Annotated in this window: 17 protein-coding genes; 9 read left to right on the top strand and 8 right to left on the bottom strand. The window is 62.2% G+C overall.

The window, feature by feature from the left end; all coding sequences use genetic code 11:
• The first annotated feature begins 6 nt into the window (after nt 1-6).
• Entirely contained in the window at nt 7-1,983 is a 1,977-nt protein-coding gene (locus HRF45_02220; GenBank protein ID MEP0765346.1) for a hypothetical protein, read from the top strand.
• A gap of 289 nt (nt 1,984-2,272) precedes the next feature.
• On the opposite strand, the gene HRF45_02215 is transcribed toward HRF45_02220, so the two are convergent.
• The gene (locus HRF45_02215; protein MEP0765345.1) at nt 2,273-3,964 is read right to left on the bottom strand and encodes a DUF885 domain-containing protein; all 1,692 of its coding nucleotides are present in this window, start codon (nt 3,962-3,964) and stop codon (nt 2,273-2,275) included.
• A gap of 119 nt (nt 3,965-4,083) precedes the next feature.
• On the opposite strand from HRF45_02215, the gene HRF45_02210 reads away from it, so the two are divergent.
• The 3 genes from HRF45_02210 to HRF45_02200 are packed head-to-tail and all read left to right on the top strand — an operon-like array spanning nt 4,084 to nt 6,763.
• Nucleotides 4,084-5,187 (top strand): DUF2961 domain-containing protein, encoded by a 1,104-nt coding sequence (locus HRF45_02210; protein ID MEP0765344.1) that lies wholly within the window; start codon nt 4,084-4,086, stop codon nt 5,185-5,187.
• 57 nt (nt 5,188-5,244) lie between these two features.
• Nucleotides 5,245-6,165, top strand: coding sequence for a sugar phosphate isomerase/epimerase (locus tag HRF45_02205; GenBank protein ID MEP0765343.1), 921 nt, complete (start codon nt 5,245-5,247; stop codon nt 6,163-6,165).
• 13 nt (nt 6,166-6,178) lie between these two features.
• Nucleotides 6,179-6,763, top strand: a complete 585-nt coding sequence (locus HRF45_02200) for a hypothetical protein (GenBank protein ID MEP0765342.1) — start codon at nt 6,179-6,181, stop codon at nt 6,761-6,763.
• 15 nt (nt 6,764-6,778) lie between these two features.
• Here HRF45_02200 and HRF45_02195 read toward each other — a convergent pair whose 3' ends face one another.
• Entirely contained in the window at nt 6,779-7,507 is a 729-nt protein-coding gene (locus HRF45_02195; protein ID MEP0765341.1) for a hypothetical protein, read from the bottom strand.
• 6 nt (nt 7,508-7,513) lie between these two features.
• Nucleotides 7,514-9,517 carry a glycoside hydrolase family 65 protein gene (locus HRF45_02190; protein MEP0765340.1) on the bottom strand — a complete coding sequence of 668 codons (2,004 nt, stop codon included), beginning with the start codon at nt 9,515-9,517 and terminating at the stop codon, nt 7,514-7,516.
• Between the two features lie 133 nt (nt 9,518-9,650).
• Between HRF45_02190 and HRF45_02185 the strand changes: the two genes are divergently transcribed.
• The 4 genes from HRF45_02185 to HRF45_02170 all read left to right on the top strand — a co-directional run bounded on the left by HRF45_02185 (nt 9,651) and on the right by HRF45_02170 (nt 15,681).
• Nucleotides 9,651-11,399, top strand: coding sequence for an Ig-like domain-containing protein (locus tag HRF45_02185; protein ID MEP0765339.1), 1,749 nt, complete (start codon nt 9,651-9,653; stop codon nt 11,397-11,399).
• Nucleotides 11,400-11,409: 10 nt separating this feature from the next.
• Nucleotides 11,410-13,788 carry a hypothetical protein gene (locus tag HRF45_02180; GenBank protein ID MEP0765338.1) on the top strand — a complete coding sequence of 793 codons (2,379 nt, stop codon included), beginning with the start codon at nt 11,410-11,412 and terminating at the stop codon, nt 13,786-13,788.
• 1,174 nt (nt 13,789-14,962) lie between these two features.
• A complete protein-coding gene (locus HRF45_02175) occupies nt 14,963-15,259 on the top strand; it encodes a hypothetical protein (protein ID MEP0765337.1) in 297 nt (98 codons plus the stop codon).
• On the top strand, nt 15,256-15,681 hold the full coding sequence (locus HRF45_02170) for a hypothetical protein (protein MEP0765336.1): 426 nt from the start codon (nt 15,256-15,258) through the stop codon (nt 15,679-15,681). The genes HRF45_02175 and HRF45_02170 overlap by 4 nt, the downstream gene beginning before the upstream one ends.
• Nucleotides 15,682-15,757: 76 nt before the next feature.
• Here HRF45_02170 and HRF45_02165 read toward each other — a convergent pair whose 3' ends face one another.
• Complete coding sequence (locus tag HRF45_02165) at nt 15,758-17,677, bottom strand: glycoside hydrolase family 97 protein (protein MEP0765335.1); 1,920 nt, start codon at nt 17,675-17,677, stop codon at nt 15,758-15,760.
• Between the two features lie 197 nt (nt 17,678-17,874).
• Between HRF45_02165 and HRF45_02160 the strand changes: the two genes are divergently transcribed.
• Complete coding sequence (locus HRF45_02160; GenBank protein ID MEP0765334.1) at nt 17,875-18,324, top strand: hypothetical protein; 450 nt, start codon at nt 17,875-17,877, stop codon at nt 18,322-18,324.
• Here HRF45_02160 and HRF45_02155 read toward each other — a convergent pair.
• The 4 genes from HRF45_02155 to HRF45_02140 all read right to left on the bottom strand — a co-directional run bounded on the left by HRF45_02155 (nt 18,278) and on the right by HRF45_02140 (nt 22,526).
• Complete coding sequence (locus HRF45_02155) at nt 18,278-19,330, bottom strand: exo-alpha-sialidase (protein MEP0765333.1); 1,053 nt, start codon at nt 19,328-19,330, stop codon at nt 18,278-18,280. The two genes, HRF45_02160 and HRF45_02155, sit on opposite strands and share 47 nt — an antisense overlap.
• 78 nt (nt 19,331-19,408) lie before the next feature.
• A complete protein-coding gene (locus HRF45_02150; protein ID MEP0765332.1) occupies nt 19,409-19,651 on the bottom strand; it encodes a hypothetical protein in 243 nt (80 codons plus the stop codon).
• 374 nt (nt 19,652-20,025) lie between these two features.
• A complete protein-coding gene (locus tag HRF45_02145; protein MEP0765331.1) occupies nt 20,026-21,741 on the bottom strand; it encodes a hypothetical protein in 1,716 nt (571 codons plus the stop codon).
• The gene (locus tag HRF45_02140) at nt 21,738-22,526 is read right to left on the bottom strand and encodes a hypothetical protein (GenBank protein MEP0765330.1); all 789 of its coding nucleotides are present in this window, start codon (nt 22,524-22,526) and stop codon (nt 21,738-21,740) included. Before HRF45_02140 ends, HRF45_02145 begins: the two co-directional genes overlap by 4 nt.
• Nucleotides 22,527-22,735: the final 209 nt, after the last annotated feature.

The raw sequence follows: 22,735 nt of genomic DNA, 5'->3' as shown, positions 1-22,735 counted from the left end.
ATCCGCATGGTTGGCCTGTTGGTTGCCGCTCTCTCCCTGAGCACTCCTCTCGACGATGCCGCCGCCCAAGCCCTCTCCTTGGCCGGACTGACGACTGAGACGGCGCGCTTTGATCAGAACCTATTGCGCTTCTTCGACTTCGATGAGTTCGTCCTTGGCTCCTTCAACGCGTACTGGGAGGCTCCGTGGCGGATTCCGACATTCGAAACCGGCATGACACAGCGCATCGTCGCAGCCATGGCAAAGCCCTCCGAGATCGTAATGCTCACTGGATGGCAGATCGGCATCGGTACGCGACGGACGCTTTTGGGCAATCCCATCGCTTCCATGGAGCAGTCTGCCGAGCAGAGCCCGGACTTCGCCTCGGCGCTCGCGGCTGTCGATGCATTTGCTGGAGGGGACGGCAACGTCGAGCGGTTTCGCGCGGGCGCCGAAGCGGTGCCGAAGGAGGTTGCGAAAGCAGTAACCCTTTTGGCAACCGCTGCATCGGCTGTCGTGAAGGCTCGCGAGGTGACCTTCGATGCTGCCGACGGTGCGGCAAAAGCTTGGGAGACGCTGACCCGAGGAGACGACGAGAGCTTTGCAGCCGTGGAGCGAAGCCTTCGTTCGGCTCGTGCGGTAGACATCCGTTACATGACCTCGGCCGCAACAGACCTGACGATGGCGTGCGAGAAGGCGGCCGAGTGGCTTCGTGCCGCTCCGAAGGCGGACTTCCGGTACGAGGTCGAGACAGCCTTAGGCTGGGTCTGCCTCCGCGGCGCGGGCTCGGACACCTACGAGGCCCGTCCCTACTTCCTGATCATGGACCTCGCGGGAGACGACACTTATCTGGGCGGCGCGGCGAACACGTCAGCCCAGAACGGCATCAGCCTTCTCTTCGACCTCGAAGGCAATGACCGGTACCTGTCCGATCAGGCCCTTGCCGGTGCAACCGTCGCCGAATCGCCGCTCCGAACCAAGGGCGGCTCGGTTCCCACGTCGGGCGGCGCACTCTGCGGCGTCTCCGTGCTCTTCGACCTCGGCGGAGACGACCTCTACCGGTCGGTCGCGATGGGACAAGGGGCGGCGCACTACGGCGTGGCGGTCCTTTGGGACACCGCAGGCAACGACACCTATGACGGTTACGCGCGCTGCCAAGGCTTCGCGGAACACGGTGTCGGGGTGCTCCTCGACACGACTGGCAACGATGCGTACTCCTGCTTCAACCTGGCTCAGGGCTGCGGTCGCATGCGGGGCTTCGGCCTGCTCGCAGACGGAGCTGGCAACGACCGCTACGAGGCGAACGACACCATACTGGACTTCGCCGCTTCTCAAACGAAAGACCACAACACCAGCATGGCGCAGGGCTGCGGCTTCGGCAGGCGCGCGGACTACAGCGACGGGCATTCCCTCGGGGGCGGCTTCGGGGTGCTGTGCGACGTGAGCGGCGACGACCGGTACTCCTGCGGGGTGTTTGGCCAAGGAGTCGGATACTGGAAGGCTGTCGGGCTGCTCGCCGACCTAGCCGGTAACGACGTGTACCAGGGCATCTGGTACGTGCAGGGAGCGTGCGCCCACTTCGCCATCGGCATATTGCACGACTACGAGGGCGACGATCAATACGAGGCGACGATGAACATGGCGCAGGGCGCGGGCCACGACTTTTCCATCGGCCTTTTGCTAGACGGGGCCGGAAACGACCGTTACCGCGCACCGAACCTCTCGCTAGGCGCAGGCAATGCCAATGGCATCGGCATCTTCGTGGACTTCGCGGGCGCCGACGAGTATCGAAGCAGTGGTACGACGCTGGGAAAGGCGAACGCTTCGACCGGCGGAGTGCGAGATATCGCCATCTGCCTAGGTGTCTTCATGGACCTCGGCGGAAACGATAGCTATCCCGATGGCAGTCCCTGGGCGAAGAACGGGGCCGAAGTCGTGAACTGGACAACACAACGGGCCAAGCCCTCGGAGTCGCAGGTCGGGGTGTTCCTAGACAGGCAGTAGGGGGACTTGCGGGCTTTCGGCCTCGCGTGCCGGCATTTCTGGTCCGATAGTACAGCGGGTGTCGAATGGCATTTAGCTTGCCGAAGATTCTTTCGGAGAGCGAGCCGGCGGATGTAAGAGTACCGGACACCCCGCCGGCCTCCCGACTTGACCACGGTCAATCCAAGCGCGAAAGGCCCGCCGGGGGAGGCCTTTCGCGCTTCCTATTTCTCGCCCACGCCCCACAGGCGAACTCGGAACGTGGGGGCCTGCGAAGCCGGGAGGGGGCATCCTGGGATCGAGTGGAAGGTTATCCCTGCAGCGAAGCCACCCAATCCTGTACACGGTTGCGGAGAACCGACAGGGGCATCGGACCCGCCAACAACAACACGTCGTGGAACTCCTTCAGATCGAACCGTTCGCCTAGGGCATCGGTCGCGTGCCGGCGCAACTTCTGGATCTCGATCTCTCCGATCTTGTACGCCACGGCTTGTCCCGGCCAAGCGATGTAGCGGTCTATCTCGTTCACCACGTCCAGCTCCGTCTTGGGCGAGTTCTCGAGGAAGTACTCAATCGCCTGCTGTCTCGTCCACCGCTTCCAGTGAATGCCGGGGTCCACCACCAACCGGATCGCGCGCCATATCTCGTAGGTCAGCCGTCCGAACTCGGCGTACGGGTCGTCGTACAACCCCAGCTCGTGGCCGAGAGACTCCGCATACAGCGCCCAACCTTCGATGTATGCCGTCCAGTGCCCGTGCCGCCGGAAATTGGGAAGGTCCTTCAGCTCCATCGCCAGTGCGATCTGGAAGTGGTGGCCCGGGACGGCTTCGTGAATGGACAGCGCGGGGATCTCGTGCGTGGGCCGCGACTCGGGCTGATACAGGTTGACGCGATAAGAGCCTGCGCGCGACCCATCGTCAGCCGGAGGCTGGTAGTACGCAGCGGTGGTGTCGGGCGCGACGGCATCGGGGATGGGGTCCACGCCGTACGGCATACGCGGGATGGTTCGGAACACCTTCACGAGCAACGGGTCGATCCGCTTGGCGAAAGCGCGGTAGGCCGTGAGCAGGTCCTCGGCCGTCTTGTGGAAGAAACGCGGTTCTGTGCGAAGGAATTCGAAGAACTCGGTCATGCTGCCCGTGAAGCCCGACTTTGCCTTCACCTTTTCCATCTCGGCTCGGATGCGGGCGACCTCTTGCAGACCCGTCTCGAACACCTCGTCGGGAGTCATGTCCGTCGTGGTGTACTCCCGAACGAAGTGGCGATAGATGTCCTCGCCACCGGGCATCTGCCATACCCCCACCTGCTCGTAACAATCCGGCAGGTATTCCTCGTTCACGAAAGCGAGTAACTTGCGAAAGGACGGCACGACGCAGTCAGCGATCGCGCTGCGAGCCGCCTTGCGCAGCCTCTCCTGTTCCGCATCGGGAATTGTGGGCATAGACCGGAATGGGCGGTAGAAGCGGCTTTGCTCTGCATCATCCACGATCTGACTCTGGACTTGCCGCGGGACGCGTAGCATCACGACGCGGGAGTGCTTGATGCCGCGAGCCAGTCCCTCACGCAATAGGTAGATGGTCTGGTCCATCAGCTCCGGCAGCGCTTCGAGACGTGCGATCCAGTCCTCGTAATCCTTGGTGCCTTCGAACGAGAGCTGCTCGGAGAAGTTATCCAGAGTCTGGATGCCACCGCGCGCATCCAGCGCGATGTATCGCCAGTTGGTGGCGTATTCGTCTGCGGCGGTCTTCTGCTCGTCCTCGAACAGGTCGTAGTTGAGCTGGTCCTCGACAGAGAGCGCGGCTCGGTCAATCTCGCGAAGGCGTGCAAGGTTCTGCAACGTATGCTCGTGCCGAGATTGAAAGCCTTCCTCGCTACGGTCGGTCCAGCGATCGTTGTAGCGCTTGTCGCCCAGGTACGAAGCCCACTCGGGGTGCGAGCGCATGCGGTGTTCCCAGTCCTCGCGGAACAGCTCGTGAAGTGTTCGTGCGGCATCGTTGCTCATGCTCAGACCTCCCCGTCTCCAATTGGAGTGTACCCAGGGACTGGGAGAACCGATGGGAGGAAGCAGAGCGCGGAAGAGCGAAGCGAGGCCTCAGACATCGAGCCTATGGAGTTGCCCCTATGATTGGTTTCACCACCCTCTCGAACCTCGCTACGATCCGAAGGTACACCTCTCGCCGCGCATCCAGCTACGACGTGGAGGGCAAGAACGCCGACGCGTGGCGTCTGAAGCCCGGCGAGTGCCGCGAGATCTTAGTGACCGACAGGCCCGGATGCATCAAGCATATCTGGTCTACGCTGGGTCCCGAAGGACCGGAGTACGCCTATCCGCGCAAGATCGTGATCCGCATGTATTGGGACGGCGAGGAGACGCCTAGCGTGGAAGCACCCATCGGCGACTTCTTCGGCATGGGGCACGGGATGTTGAAGGATTTCGTCAGTGCCCCATTGCAGATGGGACCATCCGGAGGGCGTGGGATGAACTGTTGGTTTCCCATGCCGTTCGACTCGGCTCGGATCACGGTGACGAACGAGTGTTCGGTGGATCTGCATCTGTTCTTCTACATAGACTACGAGGAGTATGATGCACCGCACGGACCCGAGATCGCCCGGTTCCACGTGCAGTGGCGTAGAGAGAACCCGACGCAAGGTTGGCTGACCACCCGACTAGGTCCCGGACACATGGAGCCTTGGCAGACCGCAAACCTGAGCGACAAAGACAACTATTTGATTTTGGAGGCGTCCGGTGAGGGGCACTATGTGGGATGCCACCTAGACATAGACTGCTTCCAACGGCAAGGCAACGATTGGTACGGCGAGGGCGACGACATGATCGTGATAGACGGCGAACCGTGGCCACCGCGCATGCATGGCACCGGCACCGAAGACTACTTCAGCATGGCCTATTGTCCGCAGACGGAGTATTGCGCCCCCTACCACGGGCTGATCCTGTATTCCGGCAACAAGGACTGGCCGTTCAAGGGCAAGAACTCGATGTACCGCTATCACATCGAGGATCCGGTGCGGTTCACGAAGTCTATCCGTGTTAGTATCGAGCACGGACACGCGAACAAGCTGTCGTACGACTACTCCAGTACGGCGTACTGGTATCAGGTCGAGCCGCACGGTCCGTTCCCGAAGCTTCTGCCCGTCGAAGAGCGCCTGCCACGACCTAGCGAGCCGGGCTTCCCCGACAACTCGGTACCGATCCCACCGTCAATCTAGACGAGGTATCTGGAGGAGGAACTAGCGCGCGAGCGAGCGACCGAAGGGGAGACAGCGATGGATAGAGACATTCACGATTTCTGCAGATTAGGCATCGTGCACTTCATGGCCTTTCCACCGTGCATGAAGGGTGAGGGACCCATCCTGGAGACCATTACGCGGATCGTCGAAGACCCCTTCTTCACCGCCATCGAGATCACGTGGATCAGAGATGACAGCGTGCGGGAGCAGGTCCGCCGCGTGCTTGGAGACTCCGGTTGCGCCTATACCTACGGCGCGCAGCCCCCGCTGCTCAGCCAGAAGCTGGACCTGAACCATCCCCTACCCGCGGAGCGAAGGCGCGCAGTCTCCCAGGTCCTGGAGTGCGCGGAAGAAGCCGCCGAGGTAGGTGCTTCCGCCATCGCCGTTCTCAGCGGCAAGACCCCGGAAGATGGCGACTTCGCGGCAGCCGAGCAGCGACTCATCGACTCGCTCATCGAGATAGGCGAGCGAACCGAAAGCCTCGGCATCGGTCTCACGCTCGAAACCTTCGACTGCAAGCCCTTCGGCAAGAACTGTCTTATCGGCCCGACAGAGCGAGCGGTCAGGGTGTCCGAGCAAGCCCGCGAGCGTGTGCCTCACTTTGGGTTGATGCTGGACCTCTCGCACCTTCCGCTGCTCGAAGAGACGCCAGGCCAGGCCCTCGGAACAGCCCAAGAGCACCTAGTCCACGCACACATGGGCAACTGCCTATTCAGCGACCCGAACCATCCCGCATATGGTGACGAGCACCCGTTCTTCGGGGCCGAAGGCGCGTGCAACGGCGCCAACGAGTTGGCTGAGTATCTGCGCGCACTGATGGAAGTGGGGTACCTTGCGCCGGGCGGCCAACGCATCCTCAGCTTCGAGGTGAAGCCCATCGTGGCTTGGGGGCAGACATCCGAGGACGCCATTCAGAACTGCAAAGACACCCTCGCCGCAGCATGGGCGATGGTCTAGGAGGAACCGAATCATGATGCTCGTCGTTTCGCTCGAAGACTTCCTCGAGGCGATCAAGCGCCACGATCCCACTGGGCAGCGGACCGTCTACCGGCACGTAACCAACATCCCATCTGCGGCAGGCTCCAGTTCGCTGTTCGGCGGTGGTCCGTCCAACCAGGGTCACATCTTGCACGTGACGTACGGAGTGCCGAGGGAGGGGTTCGTCATCGCCGCGGAGGGGCTCGTCGGGTCCATGCAGGAGGTGTCAGACTTCGAGCACACGCTGAAGCAGCAGGGCATCACCGTGGTAGAAGGGGTATGGATGGACCAGCCGCCTCAAGCTGGGCGTCAGCCTGCCGCCGAACGGGTCGCCCCCTCGGGGCAGCAGTATTGGGTCGCCGCCGTAGCCTATCAGAGTGCCGAGGACGAGCCCGGCCTTTGGATGGACGCGTTCGACCGCGAACCCACCGAGGAAGAGGTGCTGCGGGCGATGTACGACGAGTTCGTGCGCTCAGGCGACCTGGTGGATGCGAGCTACGAGGACTTCACGTCGGAAGCCACGCCGACCGTGCAGATCGCGAGCGCCCGCGACATCCAGGAATGGATGCGGGACTAGACCTCGATCTGGCGCCTACAGCACGTGATCACTGCCGATGTCGGTGAGCGTCCTGAATTTCGCGCCCTTCACCCTTAGCGCTGCAACGGCATCTCGCAGAACATCCACCTGGCTTGCGTAATCGTGCGCCCCAAGCACGATCACCTTGTCTGCTTGCGCCTGATTTTCGACTACATCGGCAATCGAATCCGGCTTGTCTGTGAACGCAGGCTGGTTCTTACCGATGCTGACCGGGATGCACAGTAGCTTGGATGGCCCTGGCTTCCTCACGTCGTCGGGATCGGGATGGTATGGCTGATGCGGAGCGCCGGTCCAGTCCACGAACAGTTTGTACTCGCTATCGGGCACTGGGCTCGAGTCCACCAGCACCCCAACGTCCTCCAAATACTTGATGTCCGAAGGTTGCAGAGCGAAGCAGCCGGCTCGGAACGAAGTGGGTTTGATGAGGTGCGACTTCAGCACGTCCTTGGCCATGCGAATGATGGCGCCGCGTTCGCGCTCGTCTTCTACATAGCCGCTCTGATTCTCGAAGTGCACGTGCATTCCGATTTCGTGCCACGAGGGGATTCGGTGTAGATACTCCCTGTAATAAAGGTCTGCGTTCGCAGTAGGGACTTTCTCGGAAACGTAGATGAGCCACGTGATGGGAACCATGAACTCCTCGGCGATCTTCACGATCTCCGGTGTGAAGCAGCGGTTCTCATTGGCTGCTTCACAGTCCACGGTTATTGCTACCGTCGGCATCGCGGGTTAACCTCCTTCGTCAATCCGCACCTCGTTGTGAGTGAGGCGGATGTCATAGATCTTTCCTCTCAATCGGACCCCTTTGAGGGTCAGGCTGCTCCAACGGGCCGGGAGCATGGAGCCTGCTCGCAGCGTGTAACCCCCGCTGAGTAACTTCTCCGCGTTGGGCCGGTCTCCTCTAGCCTGGGGTGCCGCTCCCGGGGGAAGAACCTCCAGCCCGGCGAAGCCATACAATACCGCCTGGAGGCATCCTCCTGCACCCGTAAGGAAGTATGTCCGCGGAGTTCCTTTGCGTTTCTCCGAGAACTGCAAGCCCGGGCTGTTCATGAACCTCTCATAGCTTTCGCGAAAGAGCCGCTCGGCCTCTTCTCGCCGGCCCAAACGCGCGGCGATAATGGAGTGAATGGCGTCGGCCATTGCAGGTCCCGTCTCGATCACCTTGTCCTTGTACCGATCGAACATCCGTTCTCGCCCAGCCACGTCCATAGACATGCCGAGAGGGTAGAGGGTGAGCAGGGCGGCAGCCTGCTTGTACGAAACGACTTTGTCGCCCTCGTAGGTCAAGAACAGTCCGTCTGCGTCGCGCGGGAAGTAAATACCGTCCGCGAGCGCACGCCATTCTCTGGCTTTGGGCGGATGGTGGCGCGCCGCTTCGCGCAAGCACCATGCGGCTAGCGCGTTGGTGTATAGGTCATCGTCCACCACTTCGCCCTCGTCTGGGCTGATCACGCGTCGGATGTGACCGTTCTCGAGTCTCGAAGCCCAGAACTCGGCGACCCGCCGCGCGAGTTCGGGATACCCCTGCAGGCCAATGCCCCAATCGAGTGCTTGCCTTGCCGCAAACAGCACGTCGCCCGTGATGTGGATCTCCTGCTGGAACTCGGGCGGCGCGCCCTCATCGCCATTCGGAGTCGACTCCCAAGGGTAGAGCGCGCCTTCGAACCCCTTCGCCTGCGCGTTCGCGACGGCCTTCGGCAGCAGGGCAACCCGCTTCGCGAGCGCCTTCTCCACGGCCTTAGGGTGGAAGGGGAGCAGCGCCGGCAGCATCCATACCTCTTGGTCCCAGAAAATGCGTCCGCCGTACCAATCGGACGAGAAGCCCATCGGCGGGAAGAAGCCTGCCGAACAGGTCTGATACAGGTTGAAGAGCCAACTTCGCACGAGCTGCTGGTCTGCGACGCTCCCATCGATCTCGATGTCACCGCGCCACAGCTCGCTCCACGCGGCCTTCGAGTCGGAAAGCGCCTCTTCGAAGCCGGGCGGCTCGGCGGGCTCCTCGGGATTCGTCAGGCGAATCGAGTGTTCGAGCACCAGCCGGTCGCCAGACCGGAGCCTCCCACTCCATGCCCAGTGCTCGCCGTCGAACACGAGCTTCCCCGAGCCGCCTCGTGAGGAAGCGGCTGACGACCAATAGGACGGCATCGCGCCTGAAGGAGCATACCGGCACAGGACGATCTGTCGCGCTGCCTCGATGACCGACGCAATGTCGGCCTCCTCACCGGTCGGGGCTAAAACCACCTTCAGGGTGCACTCTCTGTCTACGCTGACGGAATACCGAACCGAGGCGACCTCGGGCACGGCTCGGCTGAGGAACAGGCCGACCGACACCGACCCTTGCACGCGACCTGCACGCCACCGATAGCGCGTCTGCAGCAGGCCATCCTTCATACCCAGCTCTTGCCGATACCCCTTCCCCATGTCAGGTCGAATGGGGTTTCGATTGACAATGAACCTGGCCATCAGTGGGTTGGGCTGCGGTGCGATGCTGAGACCGGCGTACCGGTCGGCACGGTACAGTGGCAGGCTCTCCCCGTCCGACCCGGTCCCATCACTCAGCGGCCCCACCTTCAGTCCCATCAGCCCGTTCGAGAGGTAGATGCCCTCGGGCGGTGGGGAGTTGCACACGATGGACCACGGTTCGGGCGGAGCGGGTGGCGTGGGCGCTGGGGGCGATGCACGGTGGCAACCGGAAACCACGGCGAGGAGCGGCACCAGAGCGATGAGGCGCATGATGGCATTTTGGCAGACCGGGTAGACCACAGAGTGCGGAGGACACGGCTGCCGCGAGCGGTCATAATAGCCCAGAAGCCGATCGTTCGCCGAATCGTCAAACTCTGGACACCTCATCACTGGGAGATTGCCGTTGAGAAGGTTGACGTCCCTGCTCGTCATTCTGGTGGCCCTTGCCTTGCTCGTCGTCGTCCCGGGCTGCGGTGGGGGCGGGGGCCTGATCCTCGGCTCGCTGCAGTTCGTGGTGCAGTGGGCGGGCGATGGCCCGAACGGAGAGACTCCCGGTAGCGTGCGCGTTACGCTCTACCGGGGAACGCAACAGGTGGCACAGGGCGTAATCCCGCGCACGGGGCCTGCGGATGCGGGTGAGTTCGGGTCTCTGGCGGCTGCCACCTATCGAGTAACGGCCGAAGCGTTCACCTCATCCGATGGCTCCGGAGTTGCCTTTGCGGCGGTCGACACCTTGCAACAGGTAACCGGTGGCCTACCTACGATGTTCGTGTCGGCAGTGGGCCCGACGCCGACCTCCGTTTCGCTGGCGCCGACCACCGCGACCGTTCGTGTGGGCGAGACCGTCCGCCTGTATGCGGTGGCCAAGGACGCGACGGGATCCGCGGTGTACACGGCTCCCGGCAGCTTCGAGTGGAGCTCCGAGAACGAAGAAGTCGCGGTGGTGGATGCAGGGGGGCTCGTGCGCGGGATGTCCACGGGCACTACCACTATCACCGCTCGCCACGGACCGACCGACCTCAGCGCACAGGCAGGTGTCACCGTCAGTGGTGGCACACGCACCAAGTACACGATTTTGGTCTTCCTGAACGCGGCGAACGACCTGGACACCTTTTCGGACCTCAACGTCAACCAGATGGAGCTAGCAGCGAGTAACCCGCAGGTACGTATCGTCGTGCAATGGAAGCGCATCGGTCAATTCTCGCCGCCGTGGACCGGAACGAGGCGCTACCTGATCGCGCATGACACCAATTCCAGCGTCGTCAATTCCCAACTGCTGGAAGAGATGGGCCCGAACGTTGACATGGGTGACTGGCGAACACTGCGCGATTTCGTGGACTGGGGCATGAGCAGCTACCCGGCCGACCACACGGTGTTAGTAATGTGGGACCACGGCTCCGGGTGGCGCACCCGAGCTGCAGGCGGCTCGCGAGGCGTGTCGTTCGACGATGGCACCGGCAATTACATCAAGACTTGGGAACTGGCGCAGGCACTGGAAGCAACACCCAAGATCGACATTCTGGCATGGGATGCGAGCCTGATGCAGATGCTGGAGGTAGCATACGAAGTGAAAGATGTCGTCAACTACATCGTCGGTTCGGAGGAGAGCCCACCGGGTCCCGGCTATCCCTACGACGCGATCATAGCGCGGCTTGCTGCGAACCATAACATGACGCCGCGTGATTTCACCAAGGTGTTCGTCGAGGAGATGATTCGGGCGTACGGCTCCAACTCGAACATCACGCAGTCCTCGCTCGACGCTTCGAAGATAGGTGCGCTGGGAACCGCGGTATCGGCATTGGCAGATGTTCTGATCGCCAAGCGACCCTTCTACCCGATACAGATGCAGAACGCACGGCAGTCTGCCGAGAGCTACTCTTACTACCCCGAGTATAAGGACCTAAGCGATGTTTGCTCACAGCTCGCGCAGAAGACGGGTGACAACGAAATCGCCAATGCATGTGCCGTAGTGCAGGCCGCAGTGTCCGCAGCAGTCGTAGCGGAAGCAAGTGGAAGCTTGCACCCGAGAAGCCATGGAGTGTCTATCAACTACCCGTCGGCTGCGCAGTTTTCGACTCAGAGGTCTGCGTATAGCTTACTCGCCTTTGCGCGCCTCACATCATGGGATGAATGGCTGCTGGTGGCTCCCTAGGACGGTAGTGATGGACGTACGAAGTCTGCGTTCTGCTTTTGCGGTTCTGTTCGCATGGCTCGGCGTCACCTGTCATGCCGTGTTCTCCGGTACCTACGTAGACGCATCGGGTCAGACGCACTCATGGAGCGTGACCGCCGAGAACGCACTGGTGTGGGATGGACGCCCCTGGGTCCCCCTGGGCCCAATCGTCCGGGCCTCGGAGACGGAACGCCTGACAGCCGTTGCGTCGGCAGGGTTGACAGGTGTGTTGCTACGCTTCCCGCTGGACGCACCGCTTGCCACCGTAACGGATGCCGCCGAGAGCGCTGGCCTGCCCTATGTGTTGTCGCCCGATGGAGCCGCTCCGATGGCCTCGGGGTACTACGTGATGCCGCAGTCGTACCGTGTCGCGAACATCAAGGGCGAGATGGATTTGCGATTGCGCGTGCCCGGGTCCGACACCACCTTCTGGGTGCTGGTGGAGGCAGATACCTATGGCATCGTCACGGTGGGCCACGCCAAGGTGGACGCGGGGTTCGCCACCATCCTTGTCAGGCCGAGACGAACCGGCAACTACGTGCTACTGCTCTATCCGCACGCTACGGCAGGCAACGTCGTAGACCTGTGGGAAGGCTATGACCTGCGCCGTGACACGCTGTTAGCTAAGCTCCGTGCGACGCGGCTCGGCCCGGGCCTTCGCGCGATTGCCGACCCATTAGGGGATCATCCAGCATGGCATGACTTCCGTCGCCGCTTCGTTCCGGAGTCCACGCTCTTCCGACTAGAGTTCGAGAGGTACCTTGCCCGCACGTACGGAGCCATCCACAAGCTAGCCGATAGATGGCAGTTGCAGGGTATGGATCTGGACAGCTTCGGCGATGCCGCACGCATGGTACCGCTGTTTGCGGAGGGCCGCGGCATTCCCTATCTGTGGGACCCCGATACGGACAAGCTGCGCGCAGTGGCCCGAACGTCCAAGTACTGGCAGGACATGGAGGCGTTTCTGCAAGGCGCGGCCGTGGAACGAGCTTCGAACCTCGCTGCGGCGATTCGTAGGGTGGCGGACGTTCCCGTGGTGTACTCCTGGCGTGGCTGGTCGGCGACTACGCAGGACAAGACGGCATCGGGACAGGGGTTAGGTATCACCGGGTTCGGGAGCGGGTTTTCTGCCGCTTCCACTTATGGCGCACATGCCGTGGGTGCTTCGCTGACGTGGCTCGAGCCTCCGTGGCTTCCCGCACTCGTCATAGCACCGGACCAGGCGGGTGGAAGGTTCGACTCGGCGGCTCCGTGCGCGAGCGCGGTGGCAGTTCTCGCATCCGTAGGCGCCAAAGGCTTCTTCGTCCGCACTGCGCTCGATGATGACAGTCTCAAGGCGCTCTCCGCTGCATCCCACGGCATCGCCGACGCTGGCTACAGCCCGAAGACGCTGGAGTTTCCAGAAACCGCCCAGACACCGGCCGACGTGATGCAGCTTCCCGGCGGTGTGTGGTGGGTGCCGAGCCCTCGCGCGGGCGCACGGCTCGACTTCGGCGAAACGTTGGAGGCGTATCGCATGACGCGACCCGATGGTACTGCTACGGTGCTATGGTCGCGTGCCGGAAGGCAACAGGTATCGCTGAGGGCGTTCGAGCCGCGCAGCGTACGTGTGGCCGCTGCCGACGCAACCCTTATCGAGCCCAGGGTGCGACGCGACGGCCTCACCGTGGTGGTCGAGGAGTCGCCGATCGTGTTACTAACACAAGGCGAGATCCCAGTGCCCGATGCAGTGTTCAAAGAGACCGACGATGCTCTGCGCGCTCTTTTCAAGGACGACACGCTGGTCGGTACCGACCTATCGGACCTGAAGTACGACTACAACCTCGCAGTCGAGAGTGCTGCTCGCAGCCCCGGTGCGGCGTACGTGAAGTTGCGAGAGGTGTATTGGAAGCTGTTAGGTCGCCTCGGGCGATACATCTGGATCGAGGGCGAGTCGCCATCGAAAACCACCTTCGGCTATGTGGAGTCGTCCGCCGCTGCGATGGAGGGCAGTTGCCTAGTAGTAGATACCCCCTTCGAACCGTTAGGCGGGGCGTACACCGCATCTTATGTGGTCAACGTTCCGACCGATAGCACCATGCAGCTCTTCCTGGCCGGTAGTCTGCGCGAAGGTGGCACCCTACGGTTCGAGGTTCAGATTGACGACGGGCCGTCGGTGCCGTTTCGCACAGAGCCCCTCTCGCGCTACGGAGGGCGCTTCGCATGGTATGACGGCGGGGTGGTGTCGCTGAAGAAGGGCAGGCGCACCCTAACGATCTCCGTTCGTGGCGAGCTAGGGGCCTACTACGATGCGGCGATTGATGCCGTGACGCTGACGACGGGCGACTTCCGGCCGGTGGGCACCCGTAAGCCCTCAACGCCGAAGTGACCGCCCAGCCCGGCACCTGCGGTCCTCGCTCCTCCCCTTGCGCCACTCGCTAAGCCTGTGCGCGCGACAGCGAACGTGAGTGTTTCGGCACTAGCTCCAGTAGCGTGGCTCACAAAGCGACTCCTGAGACAGTCCAGCCCTCGACATGATGCAATGCTCATGCATGTAATGACCCCGGTACTGTCGAGGTTGCCGGGATGTTGCACCACGATGTTCCGCCTTTGGCCCCACGGTGCTTACGTCACGACTGGCGTCGGTTGACCGTGTTTGTCGTGTGGATGCCGCTTGCCGTCCTTGTGGTGGCCCTGGCCGCCGGCATCGCGAGCAAGCAGTTGGAGGCGCAGCGGGTCCCGAGCATTGCTTCTTCACTCCGTTGGGTCTTCCTTACTCACCCCACCTGCCCGGAGTGTGCGGAACTCGAAGCGGCGACAAGGCGTACTCCTGCGATTGAAGTCCTCGACTGGTCGAACTCCGCCGATCGGGCTAGCTATCGGCGGCTTACAAGGCAGCGAGTCGTGAGGGAGGATGAGCGCGTTACGCTGCCGATGCTCGTGGTCGTTGCTTCGAACGGCACCACGCTGCAGTGGGTGGGCGCGGTGCTGACTCGTGAACCCGTGGCGGCGGCCGGGCGGCCGACCGACCCTGATGCCGTCGCCCGAGCGCGGCGCGAAGCACAAGCTTTCGTGGGGAAGCCTTCAACTTCGTTTCTCGTCATCCGCGGACAGCCAGTCACCGCTGGCTCCACTGTAATGGTTCTGGGGGCCCCAGGGTGCCCGCCGTGCGAGGCCGCCTTTGATCACCTGTCCGGCGTCGTCGAGACCCCTGTGATCTTCGTTCGCCCAGCGGATGATAGCCGGGATATCAGTGGGTTGTGGCCATTCCCGGCAAAGACCCCTCGTTCCGAGTATCGCTGCACCAGATCCATTCATACGGCGCCAATCACGCTTGTGACCGACTCCAACGGGAAGGTCGTTTGGACCCCTCCGTTCTGGCCTACTGGCGAGGACGATGTGGATGTATGTATTTGTGAACGAACTTATGAACCATCTCGACATAGGAGGAGAGAAGTGATCGGGATACGTCTCTGGATTAGCCTGGCTTGCATAGCCCTCGCGGTCTGTCACGCTAACCCGTGGTGATCCCCACGGCGGGCCAGCGGGAGGACCAGCGATGGGTGGACTATCCGGTGAGCTACTACTATGCTCGCCACGAGCCACCCATGCACGGGGACGGGTGGCCTGTCGTCTTGCGTAGATGGCCGCGCTTGGCGCTAGTCGTGTGCCCTTGGCACGGCCAGCGTGTCAACATAAGAGGTCTACCTGACGACTTCCCGTATTACGTCGGTTTAGTTGTCCGCGTACGCACCGACGGTTCGATCGCGGCCGGCACCGGTATACCCTTCGAGCCTGGCGCCCCGGACCAGACGATCTTCGCCACCCGCGAGCTGTTCTATCTCGGAGGTGGAGAGTGAACACAGATACCACCGCCGCGCGCGCCTGCGTGTGGGTAAGGAGGGTGCAGAGCGTCGGCATCGCTCTTGCGGTCTGGTTCGGGGCAGGATTCGTCGCGGGGCTCGTGTTCATGTCGCTTGGCGTCGTTGTCCGTAGCTACGCGCACGTCGACCTGCTGGGTCCTACGATTCTAGGAGCAGCCGCGCTCGTAGTCTTCGGGCCTGTCAGCTATGTGCTACGCCGGCGTCCCCTCGCGGCAATCGTGCTCGCCGCCATCCTAGGATGGCTACTGATGACAGTGTTCTCGAGTCTCGCAGGTGCCCCCATGGGCTGGACGGGGGCGATCGCCCCTAGGATCTATCGAGAGGCGTTTCCGGCTCTGGTGGGTGGCGGCACGGCCTGGCTGTGCCTCAAGTGCTATCGGTGGCAGGGATGGCAGTGACCCTAGCCATCCCAAACCGACAGCCTGCCTCCACCGCGATGGGTGATCGTCGGTCGGCTGCCCTCGTGATGCTACGTCATGGCACGCGTGCGAGCCGAACCGCGGCACCCCCGCACGGGGCGAGCGTCAGCTTGATAGCATCGCTCGATGTCACCGAACGCTCTTCGACCACCAGCCTCTCGGGATGCTTGTCGGCATCGGGCGCGTCGCGATAGATGTGGGCGCTGTAGCGCCCCTTCCCCAGTACGCGGAGCGGCACATCCAGGTCCCGCGCCTTCGAATCGGTCATCGCGCCGATGTACCACTCATCACCCGACCGGCGAGCCAGAACGATGTACTCGCCCACCTGTCCCGACAGATATCGTGTCTCGTCCCATGTCGTAGGCATCGAACGCAGAAACTCGAGGCCCGGCTGCCCACGATAGTGCGACGGATGGTCGCACGCGCACATGTATGGGCTCTCGTACACTACGAACAGCGCCAGTTCGTTCGCCCTGGTACCTATCACCTGCGTGGGGCTGCCCATCCGAAACTGCTCCGGTGTACGATTCAGAAAACCGCCGGGGGTGTAGTCCATCGGTCCGCATAGCATACGTGTGAACGGAAGTGTCACTTTGTGCTCGGGCGTGCACCGGGTGGAGAACTTGTTATACTCATTGCCCAACACCCCTTCGCGAGTCATCAAGTTGGGATACGTCCGACGTAGCCCCGTCGGCTTGTATGCGCCGTGGAAATCTATCATGAGTCTGTGTTTCGCTGCTTTCCGAACCACCTTCTCGTACCAGTTCACCATCTCCTGATCGTCTCGCTGCATGAAGTCGATCTTTACCCCCGCAATCCCCCACTTTTCGTACAACGCGAAGGCTTCGTCCAACTTACGGTCGAGATCGGACCACCACGTCCACAGCCACAATCGCACACCCTTCTCCTTAGCGTACCGAGTGAGTTCTGCCATATCAATCTGCGGGATCACCCTTGTCACGTCCGAATCGGGCTTGTCCGGCTCTCCATACCACTGCCAGTCCACTAACTGATAAGGCCACCCCATCTCGGCTGCAAAATCTATGTACAGCTTGTTCGTCTCCATGTCCATCTTGGCGTCGCCGGTCCACCAGTGGTCCCATGCCGACATGCCCGGGCGAATCCATGACGTGTCCTCGATGGCGCACGGCCTGCTGAGATTCAGGATGATGTTCGACTCTATCAGCACGCCGGGGTTGCGCCCTATCATCAGCACGCGCCACGGTGAGTAGTGCGGTGTTCGCGCTACCACGAGCCCTTCGCCCGATGGCAGGGGTGACAGGATCGTTCGCACTGCCGACACTTCGGCACGGTCATCGGATGACGAACCGCAAACATACATGCCCGCCCAATCGGTCAGCTCCGCCTCGGTAATGGCTACATACGCCCGCTCGGTCCTCACGAGCAGCGGCATCCCAATGATGTCGGTGGACTTCAGGTCGCGCATCGAGCCCTTCGCATACTCCGACTCCTGGTGCGATACGTAGGAACCGTGATGCGCAGCCCACACGGTCGGGTTGCCGTCAAAGCGAAACTCGGTGTCCTCGCGTAGCAGCGTAAAGCGCTCCATCCCCTGCTGCCGCGGCAGAAACACGCGGAACGCCACCCCGTCATCGTACGCGCGTACCACCACGTCGAACGTCAGACCCGAGGCTTCGCGGAAGGACGCCCGCATCTCGTTGCACTCGTCGCGCACCCGCTTGCTCTTGCCGCACACGGTCTCCCACTCACGCGAGATGCGTGAACGCGTAACGGCTGTGAGCACCGGTTCTGCTCCTAGTGTGAGAGCGCCCTCGAATTCCATCCGGATGGGCGATTCGAGCACGACCGGACGTCCTTCCAGGTAAACCGAGTAAGCGAATGGTGGCCCGAGGCCCAGCTCGATGCGCAGCGACTCGTCGGGTGAGCAGACGGCGATGTCGGCAGGGGCTTCGTTAGCAGCCATAAGTATTGCGGTGAAGAGGCTCAGGTTCATTCCTTGCGCTGATTCGATGTCACTCGCGGAGCACCTCCCCCTCAAGCACCCTGCAAAGATCGCCGATAACTTCCTTGCGCCCCACCCCGGCATCTCCGCCGGAAAGCGACGCCCTGTAGGTTCTCACCGGGCCCCGTCGCGCCTCGATGTGGAACACGCCCAGCGAGGGACTGTGCCATTGGTGAGAGGAGGCTGGAATGGTTCAGGCTATCCGCAGAATCAGCATCGAGAGTTACGCGATCGCCTTCATCGCGCTGTTGGACCTCGTTGTCACCCTCATGCTGGTCGGTGGACAACACGCCTACGAGGGCAATCCCCTCATGCGCTACTACCTCGGTCATGGTGTGGAGTTCTTCGTTCTCGCAAAGCTCGTATTTACGGCTATGCCCATCATCATCCTCGAGTGGGCGCGCAATCACCGGCCGAACTTCGTTCGGCGGGTCTCGCGGCTAGCCATCGCAGGGTACGTCGGGTTGTACGCAGTGATGTTCGTGAAGGTGAACGTCCCGACCATCGTCGCGGACTACCATCGCCCGCAGTATCACTGGATCGAGATGCCGCTTCCCAACGCCGAAGAGATCACTACCACCGGGCCACTGATCATGGGGCCGGTACTTCTCTTGCCGCACTTTGGGCACGTCGACTGAGGAACATGTCGCCGTAGAACGACCACTGCGTGCTGGTCTGGTTGATCCGGCGAATCCACGCGCAGTAGACGTATTTGCTGTCTGCCGCCACCCCGATGAAGTCGAGGTTCGGTCGGACACATAGGAACGGTTCTGGGGTTACGGCGTCTGGAATCTCCCACTGGTCCGAATCATAACGCGCCTGTGTATGATACACGGACCATCTGCTATTCAACACGCCGGGGTTCTGGCCGTAGCGATTGTCGAACCATACGACGTGCACATTGCCGTGTGGGTCAACACATGCCCACGGCTGGTGCTGGATGTAGTAGGGAAAGATGGTGGAGTTGTTAGTCCAACGCGTGGCTTCGTACTGCCGAATGGCCGCCTCGATATCGCTCAGCGGAGCCACCGTTCGTGCAGGCTCCCAAGTGATCCCCCCGTCCCGACTGCGTCGGTAGTACAGCAGCAACGCCTTTCGTGACTGCCCATCCACCATAACGGTGGCATAGTTCTGATACACCGCGATGAATGTATCGTTGGGTGCGCTCACCATAGGTATCTGTGCCAGCCACCGCTCCTGCGTGTCTCCAATAGCGGAGTCGTAGGTTGCCAAAACGGTGTGATTGGTGAACGTCTGCCCACCGTCCGCCGAACGAGCCACCTTGAACTGACGCACCGTGTTCCGGTCGGTAGAGGTGTTCCAACCGGCGGCAGTTATATTCTCATTGCATGCGATCGAAGGGTCTACCGCCTCGCTTCCCACCGACTCGTCGTCCACACGCACATATCCGCTGAAGTTGGCACCGTTATCCGAGCTCGTCGAGAAGATGACACCCTTCGATACCGGCCCACCGATGTAGCCGTCCGAGTACACGATGTCTATGTTGTTCCCTCGGAATCCGAACCACTCCCTGTCGTACGGACCGGTCAGCACCTTCTTCACCTGATAGAAGCTCGACCCGTAGTTGTTCGACACGGCGCACACCAGCCCGTCAATCGCCGAGGTCATGTACACTACGTACACTCTTCCGTCCGGGCCGACCTCTACCTGAAAGTCACAGCACGCGCTCGTGAAGGAACGGCTTACCGGAAACGTCTTTCCTCAATCCGACGATGCGTAGAACACCCCGACACCGCTCTGCCCGTTCAGAATGTGGCCGGTAACGTACACGTGGCCCTGGTCGTCCGTCGCGACGTAGCACTCGCCGGCACGCCCGAGCGACGTATGCTCCCACTTCGGGATGGCCAGCCTCGGCACGTCGTCTCGAATCTGCCCACCGATCTGAGTTTGAGCGGCCGCCGATAAGGCCGTCGCCACAGCAAACAAGAATCCGAACGCCTTCACGAGTTCACCTCTGAGATCCAGTTCCAGCCTCTATGGTAGCCGAGCATTGCCCCCCGCGCCACCGTTCGGCTGGATACCGGGGTTAACACCGGTATCGGGCCTACGGTTCCGCTACCCGCCCCAGCCTGACCTGAGGATGAGGCATTGGGAACCGACTCCCTTTGGAGCGAAGTGGCAGGGGGAGGGTTGGGCTGGCGTCAGGTCCCATACCTCCGCTGCTTGCGTGGAGGCTCGGTCGAGAGGCTGATGCCTCCATTCGCCCTCGGATGGAAGCTAACCGCGCCTCGGGAGCACAAGTCGGGCCTGCGCATCTCTCCGCCCGAGGGTGGGCAGAGAGATAGCGAATCAACACAAGCCAGCGAGCTCGGACTTCCCTACTCCGGGCCCATGCGGTCGAGGGAGAGCCAGATGCGAAGGGCCATGGCGATGGCCCCCACGAACACCCCGAACGAGATGCCGCGCTGCACGGCCGAGTTCGCCAAGTCCAGATACCACTGCCGGATGGACGCCATTCCCCACGACTCCTCGATCCCGGGCGGAAGCCAGGACGTCAGCAAGTCGCCGATGGGCACCTGCGCTAGCATGATGACCGTGGCCGAGATGGCCAGCACCGTGGCGTCCCGTCCGCGGATGCGGAAGGCACGATACGCCGCCGATACCAAGAACGCGGCCAGCAGCGAGAACATCGTGGAGCCCAACGGCACCGTCAGTTTCGCCCACAGCAGGTCGTACCACTGCCCCACCGCATCACGGTAAGCGGGGTCCACCACCTCGGTGCCGTTCACGGGTGGCAGCCGCTTGTACATGATCACTACCACGCACATCGCCACCATCGAAACGAGGAACGCGACCGAATCGAACCAGCCCTTCTGCTTTCGGCCCAAGCGAACCAGGTGGATGCGCAGAAGCCCTATCAGCCCGATGCCCACCGAGAACGCTGAGACGATCTGCAGCCACTTGGCGACCGTCTCGACCTTGAGCGGCATCACGCCCGCGCCCTGCTTGCCCGGCCCCACAGGCGTACCGAGCACGCGCCAGGCAGAGCCGCCATCCCCCTCGTACACGGCCAGCGACTGACGGTTCTTCTCGCCCAGATAGGAGACCAGCAGCCTGTAGCCGCCCCCGTCTCGGATCGCGTCCGCCGAGGCGTACCGGCGATCCGATGGGGTGGCCGGCAGCGCCAAATGCTCACCCTTGCCGGCTCCTGGCTCCAGCACCATCAGCTTGCCGTCACCCACGATGAACAGTCGCCAGCCACCGTCCACTGCCACTGCCGATACGGAGCCGATGTTCACGAAATCATTCGGCCAAGGCAGCGGCTGCTCCGACAGCGTCCATTCGCGCCCATCCGTGCTGGTGGCGGTGCCGATGCGGTCGTACTCGGCACCGACACCCACGAACCACATTCGATAGACGTCGCCATCGCGACGCACACACACGCCGTTGATCCCCTTGGCGACCCAGCGAGTCTCACGACGGAGCTCTGCCACCCTCTGTTCATGAGCGGATTTCAGCTTTGCCAGGTCGTCGGCGACTTGCTCACGGGTGCGGCCGTCGCGTGCGAGCAGCGCAGCCCGGTCACGTTCCGACTGTCTCTGAAGGGCTTTGAGACGCGCCTCGGCACCGAGGGGATCCTCGATCACGCGAACGGGGGTAGACCACTCCTTGCCGTCCCGGCTCTCCGTGTACAGCACGCCAGGCTTGCGTTCCTTGTAGTCCAGCCCGATGTACCACATGCGCAGCAGCCCGTCTTCCTCGAGAATCGAGGGGCTCTTACTGCCGAAGTAATCCACGCGGCGGAAGGGCGAAGGGGCCAGCACCACCTCGCGTTTGGTCGGATCGTCCAACGGGAATCGAGTGATGCGGTACTGCATCAGCTTCTCGTCGGGGGTGTCGTCGGCTTTCTTCGGGCCGGAGAGGGCGGAGTAGTAGACGGTCCAGGCGCCCTCGCGGTACACCGCGGTCGCTGCGCCGACGCCATTTTTATCGAAGGCGCCGCCGATCTCGGCGGGCAGCATGAATTCCAGGATGTAGTACAGCCCGAAGAGGAACGTGAGGATGACGATGAGTCTCTTCTTCCAACGACTCATTGGCCGAGCAACCCGAGGACCCAGGAGAAGTCAGGCGACTGCCCGCGAAGGACGGCGAACATCGCGGCTGCGGCGCCGACCACGATCAGCAGGCAAACGGCCAGCTTGCCGATATCCTGACCGCTGATGCTTCCGAGCTGCGTCGGCTCGCGACCCAGATAGGCGCTCGCGGCGAACAGTTCTTCGCCGATGAGGGTGTAGTCGCAGGCGCACAAGAAGAAGGGAATCTGAAAGGCGTCGTTGGTGGCGGCAACCTGGATCGCCCCGACGCGCTGACCGGTCTCCGCGAGCAGCAGCGATTCAAAGCCGAACGAGCCGAAGTAGAACACTCCGGCGATGCGGTCGCGCTCGATGATGCCGGCGGCAGCCGCTGCGAACGCGCTCTGGCTGTCCGAGAGGAACCGAACGTCGTTCGGGTCGTAGACGTCCAGCCTGTCTTCTGCCCGACACACATCTTGATACATGTCCCGCGCGACGGGCAGCACGACCGCCGACAGGATGGGCACGATCATGCGCACGCCGAAGCGAGCGCACTGCCGCCCGACGTACTGCATCACCTGTAGGCCCGCGGGAGTGGCCATGTTGTTGAAGTCCGCGATGCCGGGGACGAACATCACGGAACGGCCCATCTCGGTGGCTCGTCCGACAGCCTCCTCCAACGCGTCTATGCCCCGGATTCGGCGGATGAAGAGCTGGGCGCCGCGTCGGGCGGCCAGGATCCGGCCCAACACCGCGAAGGTGAAGAGTGCGAACAGGATACGAATTGTCCAGCTAGCGTGGTCCAAACGGGCTCACCGATGGTGTCCCATTCGACGGGTGCCCTGAGCCTCCTGCTCGGGGGGGGCCACCGGCGGGATTGGACGAGGCAAGCACGCACTTTTTTCAGGATTCCTTGTTCCGGAGTCTTGACAACGTGGGGAAACACCGTTATATTCTTTGCGGAAATAAGTGCGTGTACACTTCCGGCATTTGCTTAGCTACGCGAAGAAAAGGT

It is taken from the genome of Fimbriimonadia bacterium, from assembly GCA_039961735.1.
In the GTDB taxonomy this organism is placed as follows: domain Bacteria; phylum Armatimonadota; class Fimbriimonadia; order Fimbriimonadales; family JABRVX01; genus JABRVX01.
This window is presented reverse-complemented; position numbering and strand designations above follow the sequence as displayed.